Origin of the sequence: Pseudonocardia benzenivorans CB1190 (genome assembly GCF_000196675.2) — a bacterium.
GTDB classification, from domain to species: Bacteria; Actinomycetota; Actinomycetes; order Mycobacteriales; family Pseudonocardiaceae; genus Pseudonocardia; species Pseudonocardia benzenivorans.
The window spans coordinates 250,834-269,646 of the sequence record NC_015312.1 but is presented as its reverse complement, the minus strand read 5'-3'; the positions used below and the strand labels follow the sequence as shown (position 1 = coordinate 269,646).

Below are 18,813 nucleotides of genomic sequence, written 5' to 3'. Positions count from 1 at the left end.
TCTACGCGCGGTCCCCGGTCGACGCCAGTGCCGTCGTGATCGACTGGAGGATCTCGGCCGACCGCACGGCGATGTTCGACAGCAGCGACGACGACAGCCCGTGCGTGTGCTCGGTGCCGCCCTGCAGGTAGATGTTCCCGGACAGCTCCGTCCGGGTCAGCAGCCGGTAGTCCCGGCTCACCGCGGGCTCGCCCGCGAGGGCCTGCGGGTCGCACACCCCGGACAGCAGGTCGCGCAGCGGCATCGGGTCGAAGCCGGTGGCGTACACGACCGCGTCGCAGTCGAGCGTGTCGACCGTGCGCGTCGGGTTGTGCTCGATCTGGACCCGCACGCCGTCGGCGGTCTCCACCGCGCTGCGGATCCGACTGGCGCCGCGCAGGAACAGCCGTCGCGTCCCCCCGACCCGCTCGGAGTACTCGCGGCGGTAGAGGCTCTCGATGAGGTCGAGGTCGACGCAGGAGTAGTTGGTGCCGCGGTGGTACTCGAGCAGCTGGCGGCGCACGGCCGGTTCGGCGACGTAGAAGTCGTCGACGGCGGCGGGGTCGAAGACCCGGTTCGCGAAGGGGCTGTCGTCGGCGGGGCTGTACCCGTACCGGTTGAACACGCCGTGCACCTCGGCCGACTCGAAGCGGTCCAGGAGGTGCTCGGTGACCTCCGCGGCGCTCTGTCCGGATCCGACCACGACGAAGCGCCGGTGCGTCGGCTCGGGCAGCTCCGCGAGTCGGGCCAGCAGGCGGTGGTTGTGGAACTGCCGGGCGCTGGGCCGAACCCCGCTGGGCAAGCGGGGCGTGAGCCCCCCGGCGAGGACGACGTTGCGCGTGCGCAGGGAGATTCGGCCGTCCGGGCCGTCCGCGACGACCTCGAGCGCGCCGTCGACGTCGTGGACGGCGACCGCGCGCGTCCCGTACCGCACCCGCGCCGACACCGACTCGGCGGCCCAGGTCAGGTAGTCGTGGAATTCCACCCGTGTCGGGAAGAAGTTCTGGAGATTGATGAAATCGGTGAGTCGACCGCGTTCGGAGAGGTAGTTCACGAAGCTGTACCTGCTGCGCGCATTGCGCTGCGTGGCCAGATCCTTGAGGAAGGAAATCTGCATCGTCGTCCCGGGCAGGAGCATCCCGGTGTGCCAGCCGAAGCGTTCCTGGGCCTCCACGAACTCGGCACGAACGGGGTGCCCACCGTCTGCGACGTGCTCCTCGATCGCGATCGCGAGCCCCAGGTTCGAGGGTCCGAACCCGATCCCGACGAGGTCCAAGGGCTCCGAACCCCCTGCGTGCGGTCGAGTGACCTCGGGCGGCATCGAGCCGCCGGAAATGACGAGCGCCATGACCACCTTCCTGAATTTCAGGTAAGCCTAACCTGAGACTCCGTGAACCGGGCAAGCGTGACACAGAGCACGTCGGATTCCCAAGCCCTGCACGAGGTCCCCGGGCCGCGAGGGGACATGCCCGGCCGGAAGGGGCCCCCGAACGCCGTGATCGATCGTGTTGTCGGGCGAGTTCCTAATGCTAGCCTCAGCTAACTTTGCGAAGGAGAGGCTATGAGACCGAGGTTCCTGGTTCCCTCTGACGTGCGCCGCGGCCGCGTCCGCCGCAGCGGTGCACGGTCCCTGGGAATGGTCGCCGCACTGCTGCTCACGGTCGGTCTGTCGGCCTGCGGATCGACGGCAGGCGACGATGCACCGCCCCCGAGCACCGCGGCGGCGGCACCGGTCACGATCGAGCAGAAATACGGGGCGGTCACCGTGCCGGCGAACCCGACGAAGGTCGCGACGGTCGGCTACAACGACCAGGACTTCGTGCTCGCACTGGGCGTCCAGCCGGTTCTCACCCGCGGCTGGTTCGACAGCTACAACAAGCTGCCGTGGGTCGAGCAGGAGACCGACGGCAAGGGCGTGACCGAGATGAAGGACGGCGAGATCGACTACGAGGCGCTCGCCGCCGCCCAGCCCGACGTCATCCTGGCGATCTACGAGACCCTCGACCAGCCGACGTACGAGCGGCTCTCCAAGATCGCGCCGACCGTCCTGCAGCCCAGCCAGTTCCCCGACGAGGAGACGCCCTGGGACGCCCAGCTGCTGCTCACGGGCAAGGTGCTCGGCAAGGACCAGGAGGCGCAGGCCCTCGTCACCAAGGTGAAGGGCGCGATCGACAAGGCCAAGGCGGACAACCCCGGGTTCGCCGGCAAGGTGCTCGTCGTCGACTACGGCCCCGAGGACGGCGGGCACTACCTCATCCCCAAGGGCGACCCGCGGCGCGCGCTGTTCGACGCGCTCGGCTTCGCCGCACAGGACGCCAAGGGCGACGTCAGCCAGGAGAACCTGAACCTGCTCGACCGCGACGTGCTGTTCGTCGCCGGCGCCACGAAGGCACAGATGGCGGGCTCGCCGGGCTTCGACCGGCTCAACGTCGTCCAGGAGGACCGGACGCTGTACACGACGTTCGACTCCCCGCTCGGCGGTGCGCTGTCCTACAGCGGCCCGAGCGCGCTGCTGTACGCGATCGACAAGGTCGTGCCGCAGCTCGCCAACGCGGTGGGCGGCAAGCCCGTCGCGGACCTGTCCAATGCCTGATCTACCCGCCTGATCTACCCGTGCCCCGCGCGGCGCGGGTGCGGCACCGGCCGCCGCCGGGACGTCCCCCCGGCGGCGGCCACGCCCGGACACGCCGGGCACCCCTGACGCACCGACACCCACCACACCACCCGGAGGCCCGGTGGCCCAGACCACCACCGCGTCGGTCGAACGCGGTCGCGGCACCCGTGCCCGCCGGATCGGCATCATCGTCGTACTACTCGCGCTGCTCGTCGTCGTCGCGGCGGCCGGCCTCCTCCTCGGGTCGCGCTCGCTGCCGCCAGCGGCCGTCTGGTCGGCACTGACCGACCCCACCGGCAGCGACCTCGACTTCATCGTCCTGTCGCTGCGGGTGCCCCGGACGATCCTCGGGATCGCCGTGGGCGTCGCGCTCGGCATCAGCGGCGCACTCATGCAGGGACACACCCGCAACCCGCTCGCCGACCCCGGTCTGCTCGGCGTCAGTGCGGGTGCGGCCCTGCTCGTCGTGGTCAGCGTCTACGCACTCGGGATCACCAGCCTCTACGGCTACGTCTGGTTCGCCTTCGTCGGCGCGTTCGGCGCGAGCGTGCTGGTGTTCATGCTCGGCACCCTCAGCCCCGACGGCCCGACACCGGTGACGCTGGCGCTCGCGGGCGTGGCCGTCAGCGCGTTCCTGGGCGCCATGACGACCGCACTGGTGCTCGGCGACCGCCAGACGCTCGACGTCTTCCGGTTCTGGTCGGTCGGGGCCCTCGCCGGTCGCGGCGGGGACATCGTCGTGCAGATCGCGCCGTTCCTCGTCGCCGGGGTCGTCCTGGCGCTGGCCAACGCACCCGGGCTCAACCTGCTCAACCTCGGCGAGGACGTCGCCCGCGGCCTCGGGGCCAACGTCGGGATGATCCGCGTCATCGGCCTCGTGGCGATCACCCTGCTGGCCGGGGGCGCGACGGCCGCCTGCGGGCCCATCGGGTTCGTCGGGCTCGTCGTGCCGCACGTCTGCCGGTTCTTCACCGGGCCCGACCACCGCTGGCTCGTCCCGACGTCCGGGCTGGCGGGGGCCGTGCTGCTCCTCGGCGCGGACGTCGTCGGCCGCCTCGTCGCCCGGCCGGGAGAGCTGCAGGTCGGGATCGTGCTCGCGGTCGTCGGCGCGCCGTTCTTCGTGCTGCTGGTGCGCCGTCGGAAGCTGGCGTCGCTGTGAAGCTGCTCGAGGCCGACGACGTGCTGATCCCCGGCCGCACCCCCGTGCGCTACCGCAGGTTCTCCGGCGTGTGGCGGCCCCGGATCGTGCTGGTCACCCTGCTGGGCCTGGCCGCGACGCTGCTCATGCTGGCCGTCAACGTCGGCCTCGGGGAGTACCGCATCGGGGTCCTCGACGTGCTGCGCGTGCTCCTCGGCGGCGGCGACCCCGGCCAGCAGTTCGTCGTACTCGACCTCCGCCTCCCGCGCTCGCTGACCGCGGTGTTCGTCGGCGCCGCGCTCGGGCTGTCCGGGGCGATCACGCAGACCGTCACCCGCAACGCGCTCGCGAGCCCCGACATCCTCGGCATCACGACGGGCGCCTCGACGACCGCCGTCGCCGTCATCGTGCTCGGCGGCAGCTTCCCGCTCGCGACCTGGCTCTGGGGCACGGGCAGCCTGCCGTTCGCGGCACTCGTGGGCGGGCTGCTCACCGCGCTCGTGATCTATGCGCTCGCCTGGCGCAAGGGGGTGGAGGGCAACCGGCTGATCCTCGTCGGCGTCGGTGTCGGGGCCGTCGCCGCGGCGCTCACCTCGTGGTTGCTGGTCATCGCCGACCTCAACGATGCGTCGAAGGCGACCATCTGGCTCACGGGCAGCCTCAACGGCCGGGACTGGGCGCAGGTCTGGCCCGTGGCGGCCACGGTCGCGGTCCTGCTCCCGGTCGCGCTCGCGCTCTCCTTCGGGCTGGGCGCGATGCAGCTCGGCGACGACGCCGCGGGCGGCCTCGGGATGCGCGTCGACCGGCAGCGGACGCTCGCGCTGCTCGTCGCCGTCACGGCGGCGGCGGTCGCCACCGCGAGCGCCGGGCCGATCGACTTCGTCGCACTCGTCGTCCCGCAGGTGGCGATGCGGCTCGTCGCGTCCGCCCGGCCACCGCTGCTGACGTCGGCGGTGTTCGGTGCGCTCCTGCTGCTGGGTTCCGACGTCGTCGCCCGGACGGTGCTCCCGACCGAGCTCCCCGTCGGGACCGTCACCGCGGCGCTCGGCGCCCCCTACCTGATGTGGCTGCTCACCTACGGGCACCGGCGCGCCCGGGTGTGACACCCGACGGGTGCGCCGTGCCTCCGCCGTACGGGGAGACCGGATCCGCCTATCGACACGACCGGACGAGAGGGCTTGGGTCGGTGTCCCGGTGCCCTCGCGCCGGGGTTCGGCCCGAGTGTGGAGGTGGGAACGTGGCCAGGGTGACTCTCGACTGCCGGTCGATCCCCAGCGAGTCGAACTGCTCGCTGACCATCAGCGGCGAGCCCGACGAGGTGCTGCGGGCGGCGGCCGCCCACGCGGTCGACGTGCACGGACACGTCGACGACGACGAGCTGCGGCAGGGGCTGCGCACCGCGCTGACCGAGGCCGCCGCGATCGACGTGGAGCCGGGCGCGTTCGTACAGCTCATCGAGTTCACCACCGACCGGATCGACGAGATCGCCGACATCGAGCAGGAGTGGCTGGAGGCGATCGGCACCGACCGGACGGCCGTCTGGGGCATCGTCGGGGCGGACCGGTCCGACCCGAGGCGTTTCGTCCAGGTGGTCGGGTTCCCGGACGCCGAGCAGGCGGCCGTCAACTCGAAGCACCCCGCGACCAGCCGGATCGCCGAGCAGCTGCGCGCGCTCTGCGACGGGGACCCGGTCTTCCGCGACCTCGACGTGCGCGAGGTACGAGCGTTCTGACCAGGCACGATCCGCCCGCCGCGCCGAGAGTGCCCGCTCGCGCGGCGGGCGACCCGCGGAACGCGCCGCCCGGAGCTCAGATGTTGGAGCCGTCGGGCGGGACGTCGTCGGGCGGCCGCGGAGACCCGCCCACCGACGCCGTCGCCGGGCAGGACAGGCCCAACGTGTAGGCGGTCATCGACAACGAGCCGTAGGCGTACCCGTCGACCAGCACCCTGGTGTCGCTCGCCTCGCCGGCCGCATCGGCGAGGCCCGCGAGGTACAGCGCCGGGATGAAGTGGTCGGGGGTGGGGACGGCGTGCCCGTAGTCGGCGTGCGCGTCGAGGGCGGCGAAGCGCGTCGGGTCACCCAGCATGCGCTCCCTGGCCGCCTCGTCGAAGCGGCGCGCCCAGTCGAAGCCCTCGTCGGTGAGCTTCCAGTCCATCCCGCGAAGGTTGTGGACGACGTTCCCACTGGTCACGACCAGCACCCCGCGGGTGCGCAGTGCGTGGAGCTTCGCGCCCAGCTCGAGGTGGTGGTCCAGCGGCTTGTCGGCGTTGATGCTCAGCTGCACGACGGGGATCGACGCGTCGGGGAACGCGTGCACGAGCACCGACCAGGTGCCGTGGTCGATGCCCCAGCTGTCGACGTCGGCCCCGACCCAGGTGGGTTCGACGACGTCGGCGATCTCGGCGGCCAGCTCCGGCATCCCCGGAGCGGGGTACTCCACCTCGAACAGCTCCTGCGGGAAGCCGTAGAAGTCGTGGATCGTGCGGGGCCGCGGCATCGCGGTGACGGCGGTGGCGTTGATGTACCAGTGCGCGCTGACCACGAGGATCGCACGCGGGCGGGGCACGGCCTTCCCGAACGCGCGCCACGCGGCGGTGTACCTGTTGTCCGACAGCGCGTTCATCGGGTTGCCGTGGCCGAAGAACGCGGCCGGCATCAGCGGCGCACCGCCCCCCGCCGTCGCCTGGTGGCTGCCGTCGGCCGGCAACGTCATGGCGTCCTCCGATCCGGTCGACCAGCGGCCCGCGCGGGTGCACGTGCCGGTCGGCACACCGCAGTCTGCCGCGTCGGGCGGCCCGGAGCCCACCCGAGCGTCGTCGACGGCCCGCGTGTGTTCGTGGATCCGCCGCCCGGCCGCCGCCGCTACGCTCGACGCTCATGACGACGGGCGGCCTGCCGTCGGGGGTGCGCAAGGCCGAACTCGTGGCGGCGCTGTCGTTGGCGACCGATCTCGGGCTCGGCCTGCCGGAGGAACACGTCCTGCGCCAGACCGTCATCGCCCGGCGGCTGGCCCGCCTCGCCGTTCTGTCGGCCGCCCAGCAGGACGCCGTCTTCTACACCTCGCTGCTCGCCTGGGTCGGCTGCGTCGCCGACTCGCACGAGATGGCCCACTGGTTCGGCGACGACCGCCGGCTGCGCGCCGAGAGCTACGCCGTCGACAAGGCGGGCCTGCCGATGCTGCGCTTCCTCGTCGAGCAGGTCGGACGGGACGCCGGGCCGGCGCGGCGGCTGACGGCGATCGGGCGGTTCCTCGTCGCGGGCGGCGTCGGCGAGGCGATGGGCTCGATGATCACCCACTGCCGGACCACGGCGGACATCGCCGAGCGGCTCGGCCTGCCCGACGACATCGGGCGGGCCCTGGGTCAGGCCTTCGAGCGCTGGGACGGCCGCGGTGTGCCCGGACGGCTGCGCGCCGCGGCGATCGACCCGGTGATCCGCGTCGTCCACGTCGCCGACGACACCGAGCAGCACCACCGGGCCGGGGGCGTCGGCGCCGCCACCGCGATGCTGCGGTCACGCCGGGGCACCGAGTTCGACCCCGACCTCGTCGACCTCGTCTGCGCGCACGCCGACGAGGTGTTCGACGGTCTCGACGCGGTGTCGGCGTGGCAGTCCGTCCTCGACGACGGGTCGCCCGCCGAGTCCCCCGCGCTGACCGAGGACGAGCTGACCGACGCCCTGCGCGTCTTCGGCGACTACGCCGACCTCAAGGCGCCCTGCTTCCTCGGCCACTCCGCCGCCGTCGCGGCACTCGCGGCCGACGCCGCCGGCAGGATGGGTCTCCCCGACGCCGACGTGACGCTCGTCGAGCGGGCAGCGCTGGTGCACGACCTCGGGGTGCACGGGGTGTCGAGCGGGGTGTGGGACAAGCCGGGGCCGCTGAGCGCGGGCGAGTGGGAGCGCGTCCGGATGCACCCCTACCTGACCGAACGGACGCTGGCGCGGGTACCGCAGCTGGCGGAGCTGGGGACGCTCGCCGCGCTGCACCACGAGCGGCTCGACGGCTCGGGCTACCCGCGGGGGCTGCGGGCCGACGCCATGCCGATCACCGCGCGGGTCCTCGCCGCCGCCGTCCGCTACCGGACGGCGGTCGAGCCGAGGCCGCACCGCCCGGCCGCCGAACCGGCCGCGGCGCAGACGCTGCTGCGTGCCGATGCCGCCGCCGGACGTCTGGACGGCGAGGCCGTCAACGCGGTGCTGGCCGCCGCGGGCCACCGCGTCCGGCGGCGCCCCGCGTTGCCCGCGGGCCTGAGCCCGCGCGAGGCGCAGGTACTGGGACTCGTGGCGCGCGGGCTCTCCAACCGGGCCATCGCCGCCGAACTGAGCCTCGCGCCCCGCACCGTCGGCAGCCACGTCGAGCACGTCTACACCAAGATCGGGGTCTCGACACGGGGTGCGGCGGCGATGTTCGCGATGCGCCACGGCCTCGTCGGCGACCCGGTCCAGGGCTGAGGGCGGCGCGCCGAAACTTCGGGTGAACACCCGAGGCGACCCCGCCCCGGTCCGGCGACGCTACCTCCATCACTCGTCATCGATCGGAGGAGATCCCGTGCAGACCCTCGGCCCACCACTCACCACCGCGGGACGGCTCGTCGAAGCCGTTGCCGCGCAGGACTTTCCCGCTGTCCACGACTGCTTCACCGACGCCGTGCGGTTCCGGGCGCTGCTGCCCCGGGGGCCCGTCGAGACCACCGGTCCCGAAGCGGCCACCGACCGGTTCCGCGGCTGGTTCGGCGAACCCGACGAGCTCGAGGTGGTCGACGCCGCGATCAGCACGATCGCCGGCAAGGCCTGCCTGCGGTGGCGGCTGCGGCTGACCACCCCGACCGGTGCGTCCCGGCTCGTCGAGCAGCACCTGTTCGTCAGCGGCGACGGGCGGCTCGACGCCGTCGACCTGCTCTGCTCCGGCTGGATGCACGGGGGTGCGCGATGACGGGCAAGGCGGTCATCAGCCTCACCACCGGCCTGGAGGACCCCGAGCGGGTCACCGTGGCGTTCCTCGTCGCGGTCGGCGCGGCCGAGGAGGGCCGCCCCACGCTCATGTTCCTCACCAAGGAGGCCGTGCGCCTCGTGGTGCCCGGGACGGCGACCGGCACGGCGTGCACCGGCTGTCCTCCCCTGGAGACGCTGATGAAGCGCTATCGCGCCGCGGGCGGGACCTACCTCGCGTGCCCGATCTGCGTCGACGCCAAGGGCCTCGACGGCACCGGGTTCATCGACGGCGCCGAGGTCGGCGGCACCGTGCCCATGTGGCGGTGGATCGGTGACGAGGGCGCCACGACCTTCAGCTACTGATCCGTCCGCGTGAACCGTCGGCATCGGCGAACTTTCCGGCGCCCCGCGGCATCTCCTCGTCATGGTGGATGTCATCGTGGTCGGCACCAGGGTCGCCGGTGCCTCGACGGCACTGTTGCTGGCGCGCCGCGGGCTGTCGGTGCTCGCCCTGGACCGCGCGCGGTTCCCCAGCGACACGGTCTCGACGCACCAGGTGCAGGTCCCGGGCGGTGCCCGGCTGCACCGGTGGGGGCTGCTCGAACGCCTCCGCGCGGCGGGGACCCCGCCGGCGCGGACGGTCCGGTTCGACGCCGGCCCGGTCGTCCTGCAGGGTCGTCTGCCGGAGGTCGACGGCGTCGTGCGGGGTGCCCGTCGGCACCGTGCGCAGCCGCCTGCACGCGGGCCACCGCCGGCTCGCCGACGCCCTGCTGGCCACCGCCGCACAGGCGCACCCCGACCGGGCCCGCGCCCGCCGCTACGCCGAGGGGCTCGGCGCGGCGATGACCGCGTTCCAACGCACCGGCGACACCCGCGCGCTCAACGACCACCTGGCCGTCGACGTCGAGTACCAGTTGTTCGACGGCGTCCGCCGCCGCGACCGTGCGCGCTTCGCCGCGGCACTCGCCTCGGAGTTCGACGACGGCATCCGCGCCGAACCACTGGGCGTCACCGCGGGCGCCGGGCTCACGGTCGTCGATCTGCGGCTGCACAACCCCTCCGACCAGCCGCTGCACTGCCCGCCCGCCCTCACCCAGCTGTTCCTGCACGACGGCCGGACGGTGCGCCGCATCACCTCCCACTACGCGACGCTCCAACCGGACGCGGCCCGCGCGTAGCGCCGCCCGCGGCAACGCGCCGAGGGCGTACGGGGGTCGGCTTCACACTTTCCGCGTGACGGCCGGGGCGGGTGCGCACCGGATGATGGCCGCGGTGCCCGCTCGGAAGCCGCCGGCCCGGGGGTACTGCGGCGCGCCGCCTGTCGTCGTGCTGTCGAACGCCGCGGCAAGGGGGAGCCGATGGGTGGCCTGACCGCTCTCGCCGTCGTCGTCGTGGCCTACACCGTCGTGTCGTCGAAGCTGGATCGCTGGTGGATCTCCGGCCCGATGGTGTTCGTCGCCTCAGGCACGATCCTCGGGCCCGCCGTGCTGAACGTCCTCCCGCTGGCGGTCACCGACGAGGTGGTTCTGACCGTCACCGAGCTGACGCTGGCCCTGCTGCTGTTCTCCGACGCCTCGACGGTGCGGCTGCGCGAGGTCGAGGGCGATGCCGGCCTGCCCTCGCGACTGCTGTTCGTCGGCCTGCCGCTGACGATCGTGGCGGGCGCACTCGTCGCTCACCTCGTGTTCCCGGAGATCCCCTGGGCGGCGGCAGCGTTGATCGCGACCATCCTGGCGCCCACCGACACCGCGCTCGGCCTGGCGGTCGTCACCAACAGGCTGGTTCCGACCCGGATCCGGCGGGCGCTCAACGTCGAGAGCGGCCTCAACGACGGGATCGCCACTCCCTTCGTCACGCTGTTCATCGCGGTCCTCGCCGCGGAGGAAGGGGCCGGCGACCGCGCGTGGGGGCTCGAGGCCCTCAAGGAGATCGGCCTGGCGCTCGTCGCGGCGTTGGTCGTCGGATACCTCGGCGGGAAGCTGCTCGCATTCGCCAAGGACCGCGCCTGGACCTCGCCCGTGTCGGAGCAGATCGCCATCCTCGCGCTGGCGCTGCTCGCCTACGAGGGCTCCGTCGCGATCGGCGGGAACGGGTTCGTCGCGGCGTTCGCCGGCGGGATGCTGTTCGGCGCGGTGACGAAACGCGGCTTCGCCGAGCCCGGCCGCTTCACCGAGACACTCGGGCTGGCGGCCACGTTCCTCGTGTGGGCGGTGTTCGGTGCGCTCTTCCTCGGCGAGTTGTTCACCCACGGGCTCTCGGCACGCCCCGTCGTGTACGCGATCCTGAGCGTCACCGTCATCAGGATGGTGCCGGTCGCGCTCTCCCTGATCGGGACCCGGCTCAGACCGGTCACCGTGGGATTCATGGGCTGGTTCGGTCCGCGAGGACTCGCGTCGGTCGTCTTCACGCTCCTCGCGTGGCAGGAGCTCGAGCACGCGGCCGGTGGGGGGCTGCTCCTGCAGACCGCCGCCTGGACGATCCTGCTCTCCGTTCTGCTGCACGGCCTGTCGGCCTCGCCGTTCGCCACCCGGTACGGGGCATACGCCGCGACGTTGGCGAATGCCCCCGAGCAGGCCCCTTCGAGCCGGCCGCGGATCCGGCTGCGAGACCTCGGCGGTCGCCACCACCCGGAGGACCGGCCGGACCGGGAACCCGCGTGAGAGGACCGACGACCGCACGGCTAGGTGAAGACGGATGCCGAAATCAGACCGGCCAGGTGACCCGGCGGCGCGTCGTGGTGACGTGATTCAGCGGTGACGGCGGCAGCCAGCAGCGAGGTGACGTCCGCCGTCGTCAGGTTGTCGCGGAGGCGGCCCACGTCGCGCGCCCGACCGACGAGCTCGTCCAGCACGGACTCATAGCGCTGCCGCACGTCCGGATCGATGTTCAGCTTCTGATCACCCGCTGTGATGAGGTCGCACAGCGCCGCGTTCTCGCAGGCGTGCCTGACCGCCAGCCGCCAGAACTCGACACACCGCTGACCCGGCGGGTCGTCGGGGAGGCTCGGCACGCGGTCGAGGAGCTCGGTCAGGCGAGCGGACACGACGGCTGCATAAAGAGCCTCCTTCGTCGGGAAGTGCCGATAGACCGTGCCCGCGCCGACGCCGGCCCGGGCTGCGATGTCCAGCAGGCCGGCGCTCCTGCCCTCCGTGGCGAAGACCTCCTTCGCCGTGTCGAGCACGCGCTGGCGGTTGCGCGCGGCGTCGGCACGTGGCGCCCGGGCCGAGGACATTTCATTCCCCCTTGCTAAGCGGGTTTCAGATTCCGTATCGTTCGAAACGGGTTCCGTAACCCGGATCCTATCGTGATGACGCTCGGGGGAGCTGACATGTCCGAACTGATCACCGTCCTCGCCGCTACAGGGCGCCAGGGCAGTGCGGTGGTACGCGCCTCGCTCGCGGCCGGGAGCCCGGTCCGCGCGGTGGTGCGCGACCCGAGCCGGGACGACGCGCGCCGCCTCGCCGACGCCGGAGCCGAGGTCGTCCCCGGATCGCTCGACGACGCCGACGCCATCGCCCGGGCGTTGCAGGGCGCCGCCGGCCTGTTCCTCTATCAGCCCGGCTTCGTCTCGCCGCAGGTGACGCCGGGCATCGGTCCGGACGACGAACTGCGTCGCGGGCGGGCGATCATCGACGCCGCCGTGCGGGCCGGAGTCGGGCACATCGTCTACTCCTCCGGACTGGGCGCGGACCGGCCCGACTTCAGCCCGTTGTCACGCCCCAAGACCGAGCTCGAGGACTACCTGCGCTCCACGCAGGTTCCGGCCACCATCCTGCGGCCGGTCGGATTCATGGAGAACCACCTCGGGCCGTTCCGGGGCTTGCGCCCCGATGGCCGGCTCGCCTCCACCGCCCCGCCGGACGTCGTCGAACAGCTCATCAGCGTCCCCGACATCGGCTCGATCGCGACGCGCGCCCTCACCGCGCCGGACGACTGGATCGGTCGCGCCATGGACATCGCCGCGGACGAACTGACGGCACCCGAGATCGCGTCCGCCATCGCGGCAGCGACCGGCCGGGCAGTGCGCTACGAGCGCATCCCGCTGGACGAGGTCCGCACACAAGATCCGCGACGTGCCGCCGCGATCGCCCGCATGTGGGACCCCGACCGTCCGGCGGCCGAGCTGCAGACCTGCCGTGCCACGATCCCCGACCTCACCGGCTTCAGGGCCTGGCTCGACACGCCGGGCGTGACCGAGGCCTTCACGACCTACCTGTCCGAGGCGGAGCCGATCTGACATGTCGACCACGGCGACGAGCCACGTCCGATCGCCACGCTCCGGACCAGCACACCCGAAGCGCAGTCGACAGCGCAATCGAAACGACATCGCCCCGGCCGTTCCTGCCGACCGGGGCGATGTTCCTGGTGCGCCCGAAGGGATTCGAACCCCTAACCTTCTGATCCGTAGTCAGATGCTCTATCCGTTGAGCTACGGGCGCGTGCTCTTCAGTTGTCGCCGCGACCGACCCGGGAGTCGGCCACGCCTGCGCGGAGGCTCCGGGATTTGAACCCGGGATGGGGGGTGACCCCAAACCGCATTAGCAGTGCGGCGCCATAGACCAGACTAGGCGAAGCCTCCCGGGGCCTCTCGGCCTCAGCACGGACAACCTTACACAACCCCCCGGCGCCCCTCGCACACCCCCCACCCCCCGAGGGGCGCCGTGACGATCACCCGTCGATCACCCGGACGCGGCCATCTCCAGGAACGGCGCGAGGGCGTCGGGGTTCTGCAGGGCCCCCCGGCTGACGGCCTTGTCGGCGGCCACGCCCGCCAGGATCTTCTTCACCGGGACCTCGCACTTCTTGCCGTTCAGCGTGCGCGGCACCGCGTCGACGACGATGAACCGGTCGGGCACGTGCCGGGGCGAGAGCTCCGAGCGCAGTGCCTTGCGGAGGTCGCCCTCGACATCGTCGAGCGTGGTCCCGTCGGTCAGCACCAGGAAGCACAGCAGGGCACCCTCGTCGCGCGCCCCCAGCTCTGTGGTGTCGATCACCAGCGAGTCGGCGACGCCGTCGAAACCCTCCACGACGGCGTAGAAGTCCGCCGTGCCCATGCGGACGCCGCCCCGGTTGAGCGTCGAGTCCGAGCGGCCGTAGATGACGTAGGAGCCACGCGGGGTACGGCGCACCCAGTCGCCGTGCCGCCAGACGCCGGGGTAGTCCTCGAAGTAGGCGGCCCGCAGCTTGGCCCCGTCGGGGTCGTTCCAGAACATCACGGGCATCGACGGCATCGGCCGCGTGACGACGAGCTCCCCCACCTCGTCCTCGATCTCCTGGCCCTTCTCGTCGTAGGCGACGACGGCCGCCCCGAGCGCCGCACAGGAGATCTCGCCCAGCCACACCGGGACGGTCGGGGCCGCGCCGACGAACGCGGCGCAGAGGTCGGTCCCGCCGGACACGGAGGCGATCTGCAGGTCGTCGCCCACGGCGTCGGCGACCCAGGCGAATCCCTCCGGCGACAGCGGCGCCCCGGTGGACCCGACGGTGCGCAGCGCCGACAGGTCGACCTCGTCGCGCGGCCGCAGGCCGGCCTTGAGGCACGCCTGGATGAACGGCGCGGACGTCCCGAAGTACTTGACGCGGTGCTTCTCGGCCAACCGCCAGAGCGCGCCGAGGTCCGGGTGACCGGGGTTGCCGTCGTAGAGGATCACCGTCACACCGACGAGAAGCCCGGCGATCAGGTAGTTCCACATCATCCAGCCGGTCGTGGTGAACCAGAAGAAGCGGTCGCCCGGGCGCAGGTCGCCCTGCAGCTGCAGGGCCTTCATGTGTTCGAGAAGGATGCCGCCGTGGCCGTGGACGATGCCCTTGGGCAGGCCCGTCGTCCCCGACGAGTAGAGGACCCACAGGGGGTGCCCGAACGGGACCGACTCGTACTCGAGCGGGCCGGGCTCGGCGGTGAACTCGGCCCAGGTCGTCGTGCCGTCGAGGGTGGCCTCCTCGTCGAGGTAGCCGACGAGCACGGTGGTGGTCACCGTCGGGAGCTGGCCGCGCAGCGCCGCGACGTTCTCGCGGATGTCGAACCGCTTGCCGCCGTAGACGTAGCCGTCGACGGCGAAGAGCACCGTGGGCTCGATCTGGGCGAAGCGGTCGTGCACGGCGCGGGCGCCGAAGTCCGGGGAGCACGACGACCAGATCGCGCCGAGGCTCGCCGTCGCCAGGAAGGCGACGAGCGTCTCGACGGAGTTGGGCGCGAGCGCGACCACCCGGTCGCCGCGGCCGACGCCGGCACGGACGAGCCCGGCCCGCGCGCGGCCCACGGCGTCGCGCAGCTCGGCGTGGGTGACGGTGCGCTCCAGGCCGTCCTCGCGGACGAAGACGATCGCCGTGTCCTCCGGCGCGCGTCCGGGGCCGTCGCTGAGCGCGTGCTCGGCGTAGTTGAGCGTGGCGCCCGGGAACCACTCGGCACCGGGCATGGCGTCGGAGCCGAGCGGCGCAGTGGGCGCGTCGTGGAACCGGACCCCGAAGAACTCGGCCGCGGCGTCCCAGAACGCACCGACGTCGGCCACGGACCAGGCGTGCAGCGCCGCGTAGTCGGTGTCGTCGGGCAGGTCCACGCCGCGGTTCTCCCGCAGGTGCCGCGCGAACCGCGCGATCTCGCTCGACGCCGCCGCTGCAGGCGACGGGGACCACACGACCTCGGGTGTTCCGGATTCCATTCCGCGGAGTTTTCCCGGCGCCGCGCCCGGATGCCAGTGACCTAGCGCAGGTGTGACCCGAACCAATTGAGCATCCGCTGCCACGCCTCGGCCGCGGCGTCGGGATCGGCGTCGAAGCGGTGCCCCGAGAGCGGGTAGGTCACGAGGTCGGTGGCGACGCGGGCACGGTCGGCCGCCTCGCGCAACGCGTCGACGTCGTCGTGGCTGCCGCCGTCGGCCGGGCTGCCGTAGATCCCCAGCCAGGGACAGGTCAGCGCGGACGCGGCGTCGAGCAGCTCGTCCAGGCCCTCGGAGGTCGTCGTCGTGACCCCGCCGCCGCCGACGGTGACCGCCGCACCGAAGGCGCGTTTGGCCGCGACGAGCAGCGCCACCGAGCCCCCGATGTCGAACCCGACGACGCCCATCCGGTCGGGGGGCACGTCGTGCTCGGCGAGCCAGCCGAACGCCGTGTCGGTGTCGGCCATGATCTCTTCGCGGTCGAGTTTGTCGAGCTGCTCCTGGACGTGTTCGTCCGGTGAGTCGGCGTCGAGCTCGTCGGCCCCGTCGCGGTGGTAGAGGTGCGGTGCGACGGCCAGCCACCCGTCGCCGGCCATGCCGGAGACGATGTTGCGGACGCTCTCGGTGACGCCGCGCGCCTCCTGGAGCACGACGATCCCCCCGCGCACCGAGCCGTCGGGCTCGGCGACGGTGAGCCGCAGTCGGCTGCCGTCGACGAGCGGGACGGTCTCCGTCCGGATCTCGGTCATGGCGCAAGCCTGTCACGTCGGCGAACGGGTCACGGGCCCGGACTACGGTGACCCCCATGACGTTGATCCGCGCGGACCTCGACGCCCTGCCGGCCTACGTGCCGGGCCGGGCCGTCCCCGGGGCCGTGAAGCTCGCCAGCAACGAGGTGCCCCTGCCCCCGCCCGCCTCGGTCCTTGCGGCCGTCGCCGAGGCCGCAGCCGGCGGCAACCGCTACCCGGACCTGGCCGTCGTCGCGTTGACCGACCGGTTGGCCGGCCTGCTCGAGCTGCCCAGCGAGCGCATCGCCGTCGGCTGCGGCTCGGTGAGCCTGTGCCAGCAGCTCGTCAACATCACCTGCCTCGTCCCCGACGACGAGGTCGTCTTCGCGTGGCGCTCGTTCGAGGCGTACCCGATCGTCACGCAGATCGGTGGGGCGCGGGCGCGGATGATCCCGCTGACCGACGACTTCCGCCACGACCTCGACGCGATGGCCGCCGCGGTCACCCCGGCCACCAAGCTCGTCTTCGTCTGCTCGCCCAACAACCCGACGGGCACCGTCGTGACCCGGGCGGAGCTGGAGCGCTTCCTCGCCGCCGTCGGGCCGGACGTGATCGTCGCGCTCGACGAGGCGTACTACGAGTACGTCGACGACCCCGAGGCCGTCGACGGGCGCGACCTCGTCGACGCGTACCCCAACCTCGTCGTGCTGCGGACGTTCTCGAAGGCGTACCGGCTGGCGGGGCTGCGCGTCGGCTACGCGTTCGCCGCACCCGAGGTCGCGACGGCCCTGCGCAAGGTGTGTTCGCCGTTCAGCGTGAGCGTCGTCGCCCAGGCCGGGGCGATGGCCGCGCTCGACGTCCGTGACGAGCTGCTGGCCTCCTGTGCCGACGTCCGGCGCGAACGGGTGCGGGTGCGCGACGCGCTCGTCGCCATGGGGCACACCGTCCCGCCGACGCAGGCGAACTTCGTGTGGCTTCCGCTGGCCGACCGCTCGGCGGAGTTCGCGACGCACTGCCTGGAGCACAAGGTGGTCGTGCGGCCGTTCCAGGGCGACGGGGTGCGCGTCACCGTCAGCACCCCCGAGGAGAACGACCTGCTGCTGGCGGCCGCGGCGTCGTTCCCGCGCTAGACGCCTCCTTGGCGAAGGCCCGGACAGGCGAACGGCCCGGGGAGCAGGCCCCGGGCCGTTCTGTTCAGCGACGTGTTCGATGGCTCAGCTGCGCACGCCCCGCTTGGCCCACAGGCCCGCGACGAGGCCGATACCGATGATCGCGACGATCAGCTGCACGATGTGCTCGATCCAGTCGATCCCGTTCGTGTCGGCCACGCCGAAGGCGCGCGCGATCCACGTGCCGATGTAGGCCGCCACGATCCCGACGATGATCGTCAGCCACAGCGGAATCTTCTGGTCGCCCGGAAGAATGATCCGAGCGAGCACGCCGAGCACCAAACCGATGATGATCGCGCCGATGATGCTGCCGAGCATGTGTTCCCCCGATCCGTCGTCGAGGCGCCGCCACCACGGCCGCGCAATTCCCGTGTGGCGAGACTGACATCGATCGGCAATTCCTGCCCGCCGGGGCGGCCGAACAATACCGAAGCGTTATCTCCCTGTGCGGCTGCCGACATCCCGGACGTCCGGTTCGGGCCGATCGGCGTCGCGGGCGCACCCGCTCGCCCTGATCCGGCAGCCGCCGGACGGATGTCCACTGCCCGGCCGGGCGCGCGCAGCGGCTCGGCGACGCAGCCGTGACGCTGTGCCGAATTCGCGCCGCCGAACCGACTCGAACGGGTGGTCAGCCCTCGAGTACGTAGCCCGCCCCGCGTACCGTGCGAATTCGTTCGGCCCCGATCTTGCGACGGACGTAGGAGATGTAGACCTGCACGAGGTTCGCGGACGCCGGCTCGGCCCAGACCCGGCGCGCGATCTCGTCGTGCGAGACGGTCTGCCCGGCGTCGGTGAGCAACGCCATCAGCAGCGCGAACTCCGTCGGCGACAACGCCACCGGCCTGCCGTCGACCTGCACCTCGCCGAGGTCGGGGTCGACGGCCAGGTCGCCGATCCGGACGACCTTCTCCTCCACCAGCCCCCCCTGCCGCAGTCGCAGCCGGATCCGCGCGGACAGTTCGTCGACGGGGAAGGGGCGCAGGACGTAGTCGTCGCGATCGGCACGCAGCAGCCCGAGCAGCGCCGCACGCCGCTCACGCGGCGTCACCGCGACGAGGGGCGCCGACGGCACCTCGGCCTGCAGCGCGCCCACGACGGTGACGACGTCAGGGCCCGGTAGCTCGACGTCGACGACGACGAGGGCGGGGACACGGGCGCGCGCTGCGTCGAGCACGCCGATGCCATCGTGGACGGACGCGACGTCGAGGCCGTCGGCCCGCAGGCTGCGGACCACCGAGGCCGTGGCCGCGGTGGCCGGCAGCGCCAGCAGGACCTGATCCGACGACGCGGGCCACTGACCGTGCGACCGTTGTGCCGGGACGAACGCCGACGCGCCCTCCGGGGGAGCAACAGGGAGCATCGGAAGAAGCCTCTCCCGCCAACGGCAGGTCACGATCGGCTAACGGGGCGAGCGGTCGCCTCGAGCTGTCAAACGGTCACCCCTGAGACGACCTCTGCTCCGATCGGAGCAAGGCACTGCGCGGACATGCGACGTCGAGCGCTCCCCGGCGCGTCTCACGGACCTGTCGGCGCGTACGCGCAACCTCGACTCTCAGGATCGCACCCTTGCAGGGCAGGGGTTCCTAAGTTCTCCCG

General features: G+C 72.4%; 18 protein-coding genes, 2 tRNA genes and 1 pseudogene. 12 read left to right on the top strand and 9 right to left on the bottom strand.

What is annotated here, in order from left to right; translation table 11 throughout:
- Position 1 precedes the first annotated feature (1 nt).
- Complete coding sequence (locus tag PSED_RS01305; protein ID WP_013672465.1) at positions 2 to 1,327, bottom strand: lysine N(6)-hydroxylase/L-ornithine N(5)-oxygenase family protein; 1,326 nt, start codon at positions 1,325 to 1,327, stop codon at positions 2 to 4.
- 288 nt (positions 1,328 to 1,615) lie between these two features.
- Here PSED_RS01305 and PSED_RS01300 point away from each other — a divergent pair, with 288 nt between their 5' ends.
- The 4 genes from PSED_RS01300 (at position 1,616) to PSED_RS01285 (ending at position 5,463) form a co-directional block, all read left to right on the top strand.
- On the top strand, positions 1,616 to 2,572 hold the full coding sequence (locus PSED_RS01300) for an ABC transporter substrate-binding protein (protein ID WP_143770315.1): 957 nt from the start codon (positions 1,616 to 1,618) through the stop codon (positions 2,570 to 2,572).
- A gap of 142 nt (positions 2,573 to 2,714) precedes the next feature.
- Entirely contained in the window at positions 2,715 to 3,752 is a 1,038-nt protein-coding gene (locus tag PSED_RS01295; protein WP_013672463.1) for a FecCD family ABC transporter permease, read from the top strand.
- Positions 3,749 to 4,834: a FecCD family ABC transporter permease gene (locus PSED_RS01290; RefSeq protein WP_013672462.1), complete on the top strand. Its 1,086-nt coding sequence runs from the start codon at positions 3,749 to 3,751 to the stop codon at positions 4,832 to 4,834. Before PSED_RS01295 ends, PSED_RS01290 begins: the two co-directional genes overlap by 4 nt.
- Before the next feature lie 134 nt (positions 4,835 to 4,968).
- On the top strand, positions 4,969 to 5,463 hold the full coding sequence (locus PSED_RS01285) for a DUF1059 domain-containing protein (protein WP_013672461.1): 495 nt from the start codon (positions 4,969 to 4,971) through the stop codon (positions 5,461 to 5,463).
- A gap of 76 nt (positions 5,464 to 5,539) precedes the next feature.
- On the opposite strand, the gene ygiD is transcribed toward PSED_RS01285, so the two are convergent.
- The gene (ygiD, locus tag PSED_RS01280; RefSeq protein ID WP_013672460.1) at positions 5,540 to 6,445 is read right to left on the bottom strand and encodes a 4,5-DOPA-extradiol-dioxygenase; all 906 of its coding nucleotides are present in this window, start codon (positions 6,443 to 6,445) and stop codon (positions 5,540 to 5,542) included.
- Between the two features lie 164 nt (positions 6,446 to 6,609).
- Between ygiD and PSED_RS01275 the strand changes: the two genes are divergently transcribed.
- The 6 genes and pseudogenes from PSED_RS01275 (at position 6,610) to PSED_RS01250 (ending at position 11,324) form a co-directional block, all read left to right on the top strand.
- Positions 6,610 to 8,184, top strand: coding sequence for an HD domain-containing phosphohydrolase (locus tag PSED_RS01275; RefSeq protein ID WP_013672459.1), 1,575 nt, complete (start codon positions 6,610 to 6,612; stop codon positions 8,182 to 8,184).
- A 97-nt stretch (positions 8,185 to 8,281) separates the two neighbouring features.
- Positions 8,282 to 8,665 (top strand): nuclear transport factor 2 family protein, encoded by a 384-nt coding sequence (locus tag PSED_RS01270; protein ID WP_013672458.1) that lies wholly within the window; start codon positions 8,282 to 8,284, stop codon positions 8,663 to 8,665.
- Entirely contained in the window at positions 8,662 to 9,027 is a 366-nt protein-coding gene (locus PSED_RS01265) for a DsrE family protein (protein WP_013672457.1), read from the top strand. The genes PSED_RS01270 and PSED_RS01265 overlap by 4 nt, the downstream gene beginning before the upstream one ends.
- 61 nt (positions 9,028 to 9,088) lie before the next feature.
- Positions 9,089 to 9,301, top strand: a pseudogene (locus PSED_RS01260) (FAD-dependent oxidoreductase); the annotation flags it as partial.
- 70 nt (positions 9,302 to 9,371) lie between these two features.
- Positions 9,372 to 9,842 carry a hypothetical protein gene (locus PSED_RS01255; protein WP_013672456.1) on the top strand — a complete coding sequence of 157 codons (471 nt, stop codon included), beginning with the start codon at positions 9,372 to 9,374 and terminating at the stop codon, positions 9,840 to 9,842.
- A gap of 180 nt (positions 9,843 to 10,022) precedes the next feature.
- Positions 10,023 to 11,324, top strand: coding sequence for a cation:proton antiporter (locus PSED_RS01250; RefSeq protein WP_013672455.1), 1,302 nt, complete (start codon positions 10,023 to 10,025; stop codon positions 11,322 to 11,324).
- Positions 11,325 to 11,344: 20 nt separating this feature from the next.
- Here PSED_RS01250 and PSED_RS01245 read toward each other — a convergent pair whose 3' ends face one another.
- A complete protein-coding gene (locus tag PSED_RS01245; protein WP_013672454.1) occupies positions 11,345 to 11,896 on the bottom strand; it encodes a TetR/AcrR family transcriptional regulator in 552 nt (183 codons plus the stop codon).
- Between the two features lie 96 nt (positions 11,897 to 11,992).
- On the opposite strand from PSED_RS01245, the gene PSED_RS01240 reads away from it, so the two are divergent.
- Positions 11,993 to 12,901 (top strand): NmrA/HSCARG family protein, encoded by a 909-nt coding sequence (locus PSED_RS01240; protein WP_013672453.1) that lies wholly within the window; start codon positions 11,993 to 11,995, stop codon positions 12,899 to 12,901.
- Positions 12,902 to 13,027: 126 nt separating this feature from the next.
- On the opposite strand, the gene PSED_RS01235 is transcribed toward PSED_RS01240, so the two are convergent.
- The 4 genes from PSED_RS01235 to PSED_RS01220 form a co-directional block, all read right to left on the bottom strand.
- A tRNA-Arg gene (locus tag PSED_RS01235) sits at positions 13,028 to 13,103 on the bottom strand.
- Positions 13,104 to 13,153: 50 nt separating this feature from the next.
- A tRNA-Ser gene (locus tag PSED_RS01230) sits at positions 13,154 to 13,243 on the bottom strand.
- Positions 13,244 to 13,343: 100 nt separating this feature from the next.
- A complete protein-coding gene (locus PSED_RS01225) occupies positions 13,344 to 15,323 on the bottom strand; it encodes an acetoacetate--CoA ligase (protein ID WP_013672452.1) in 1,980 nt (659 codons plus the stop codon).
- A gap of 41 nt (positions 15,324 to 15,364) precedes the next feature.
- On the bottom strand, positions 15,365 to 16,069 hold the full coding sequence (locus tag PSED_RS01220) for a dienelactone hydrolase family protein (protein WP_013672451.1): 705 nt from the start codon (positions 16,067 to 16,069) through the stop codon (positions 15,365 to 15,367).
- 56 nt (positions 16,070 to 16,125) lie between these two features.
- On the opposite strand from PSED_RS01220, the gene hisC reads away from it, so the two are divergent.
- Positions 16,126 to 17,178 (top strand): histidinol-phosphate transaminase, encoded by a 1,053-nt coding sequence (gene hisC, locus PSED_RS01215; protein WP_013672450.1) that lies wholly within the window; start codon positions 16,126 to 16,128, stop codon positions 17,176 to 17,178.
- Positions 17,179 to 17,262: 84 nt separating this feature from the next.
- On the opposite strand, the gene PSED_RS01210 is transcribed toward hisC, so the two are convergent.
- Both PSED_RS01210 and PSED_RS01205 read right to left on the bottom strand, forming a co-directional pair.
- Positions 17,263 to 17,535 carry a GlsB/YeaQ/YmgE family stress response membrane protein gene (locus PSED_RS01210; RefSeq protein WP_013672449.1) on the bottom strand — a complete coding sequence of 91 codons (273 nt, stop codon included), beginning with the start codon at positions 17,533 to 17,535 and terminating at the stop codon, positions 17,263 to 17,265.
- A 310-nt stretch (positions 17,536 to 17,845) separates the two neighbouring features.
- A complete protein-coding gene (locus PSED_RS01205; protein ID WP_013672448.1) occupies positions 17,846 to 18,577 on the bottom strand; it encodes a response regulator transcription factor in 732 nt (243 codons plus the stop codon).
- Positions 18,578 to 18,813 lie beyond the last annotated feature (236 nt).

What these genes read in the sequence shown, in the direction of transcription:
- PSED_RS01305 (WP_013672465.1), bottom strand. Translation starts at nt 1,327, where the DNA reads ATGGCGCTCGTCATTTCCGGCGGCTCGATGCCGCCCGAGGTCACTCGA.
- PSED_RS01300 (WP_143770315.1), top strand. Translation starts at nt 1,616, where the DNA reads ATGGTCGCCGCACTGCTGCTCACGGTCGGTCTGTCGGCCTGCGGATCG.
- ygiD (WP_013672460.1), bottom strand. Translation starts at nt 6,445, where the DNA reads ATGACGTTGCCGGCCGACGGCAGCCACCAGGCGACGGCGGGGGGCGGT.
- PSED_RS01275 (WP_013672459.1), top strand. Translation starts at nt 6,610, where the DNA reads ATGACGACGGGCGGCCTGCCGTCGGGGGTGCGCAAGGCCGAACTCGTG.
- PSED_RS01265 (WP_013672457.1), top strand. Translation starts at nt 8,662, where the DNA reads ATGACGGGCAAGGCGGTCATCAGCCTCACCACCGGCCTGGAGGACCCC.
- PSED_RS01250 (WP_013672455.1), top strand. Translation starts at nt 10,023, where the DNA reads ATGGGTGGCCTGACCGCTCTCGCCGTCGTCGTCGTGGCCTACACCGTC.
- PSED_RS01245 (WP_013672454.1), bottom strand. Translation starts at nt 11,896, where the DNA reads ATGTCCTCGGCCCGGGCGCCACGTGCCGACGCCGCGCGCAACCGCCAG.
- PSED_RS01240 (WP_013672453.1), top strand. Translation starts at nt 11,993, where the DNA reads ATGTCCGAACTGATCACCGTCCTCGCCGCTACAGGGCGCCAGGGCAGT.
- PSED_RS01225 (WP_013672452.1), bottom strand. Translation starts at nt 15,323, where the DNA reads ATGGAATCCGGAACACCCGAGGTCGTGTGGTCCCCGTCGCCTGCAGCG.
- PSED_RS01220 (WP_013672451.1), bottom strand. Translation starts at nt 16,069, where the DNA reads ATGACCGAGATCCGGACGGAGACCGTCCCGCTCGTCGACGGCAGCCGA.
- hisC (WP_013672450.1), top strand. Translation starts at nt 16,126, where the DNA reads ATGACGTTGATCCGCGCGGACCTCGACGCCCTGCCGGCCTACGTGCCG.
- PSED_RS01210 (WP_013672449.1), bottom strand. Translation starts at nt 17,535, where the DNA reads ATGCTCGGCAGCATCATCGGCGCGATCATCATCGGTTTGGTGCTCGGC.
- PSED_RS01205 (WP_013672448.1), bottom strand. Translation starts at nt 18,577, where the DNA reads ATGCTCCCTGTTGCTCCCCCGGAGGGCGCGTCGGCGTTCGTCCCGGCA.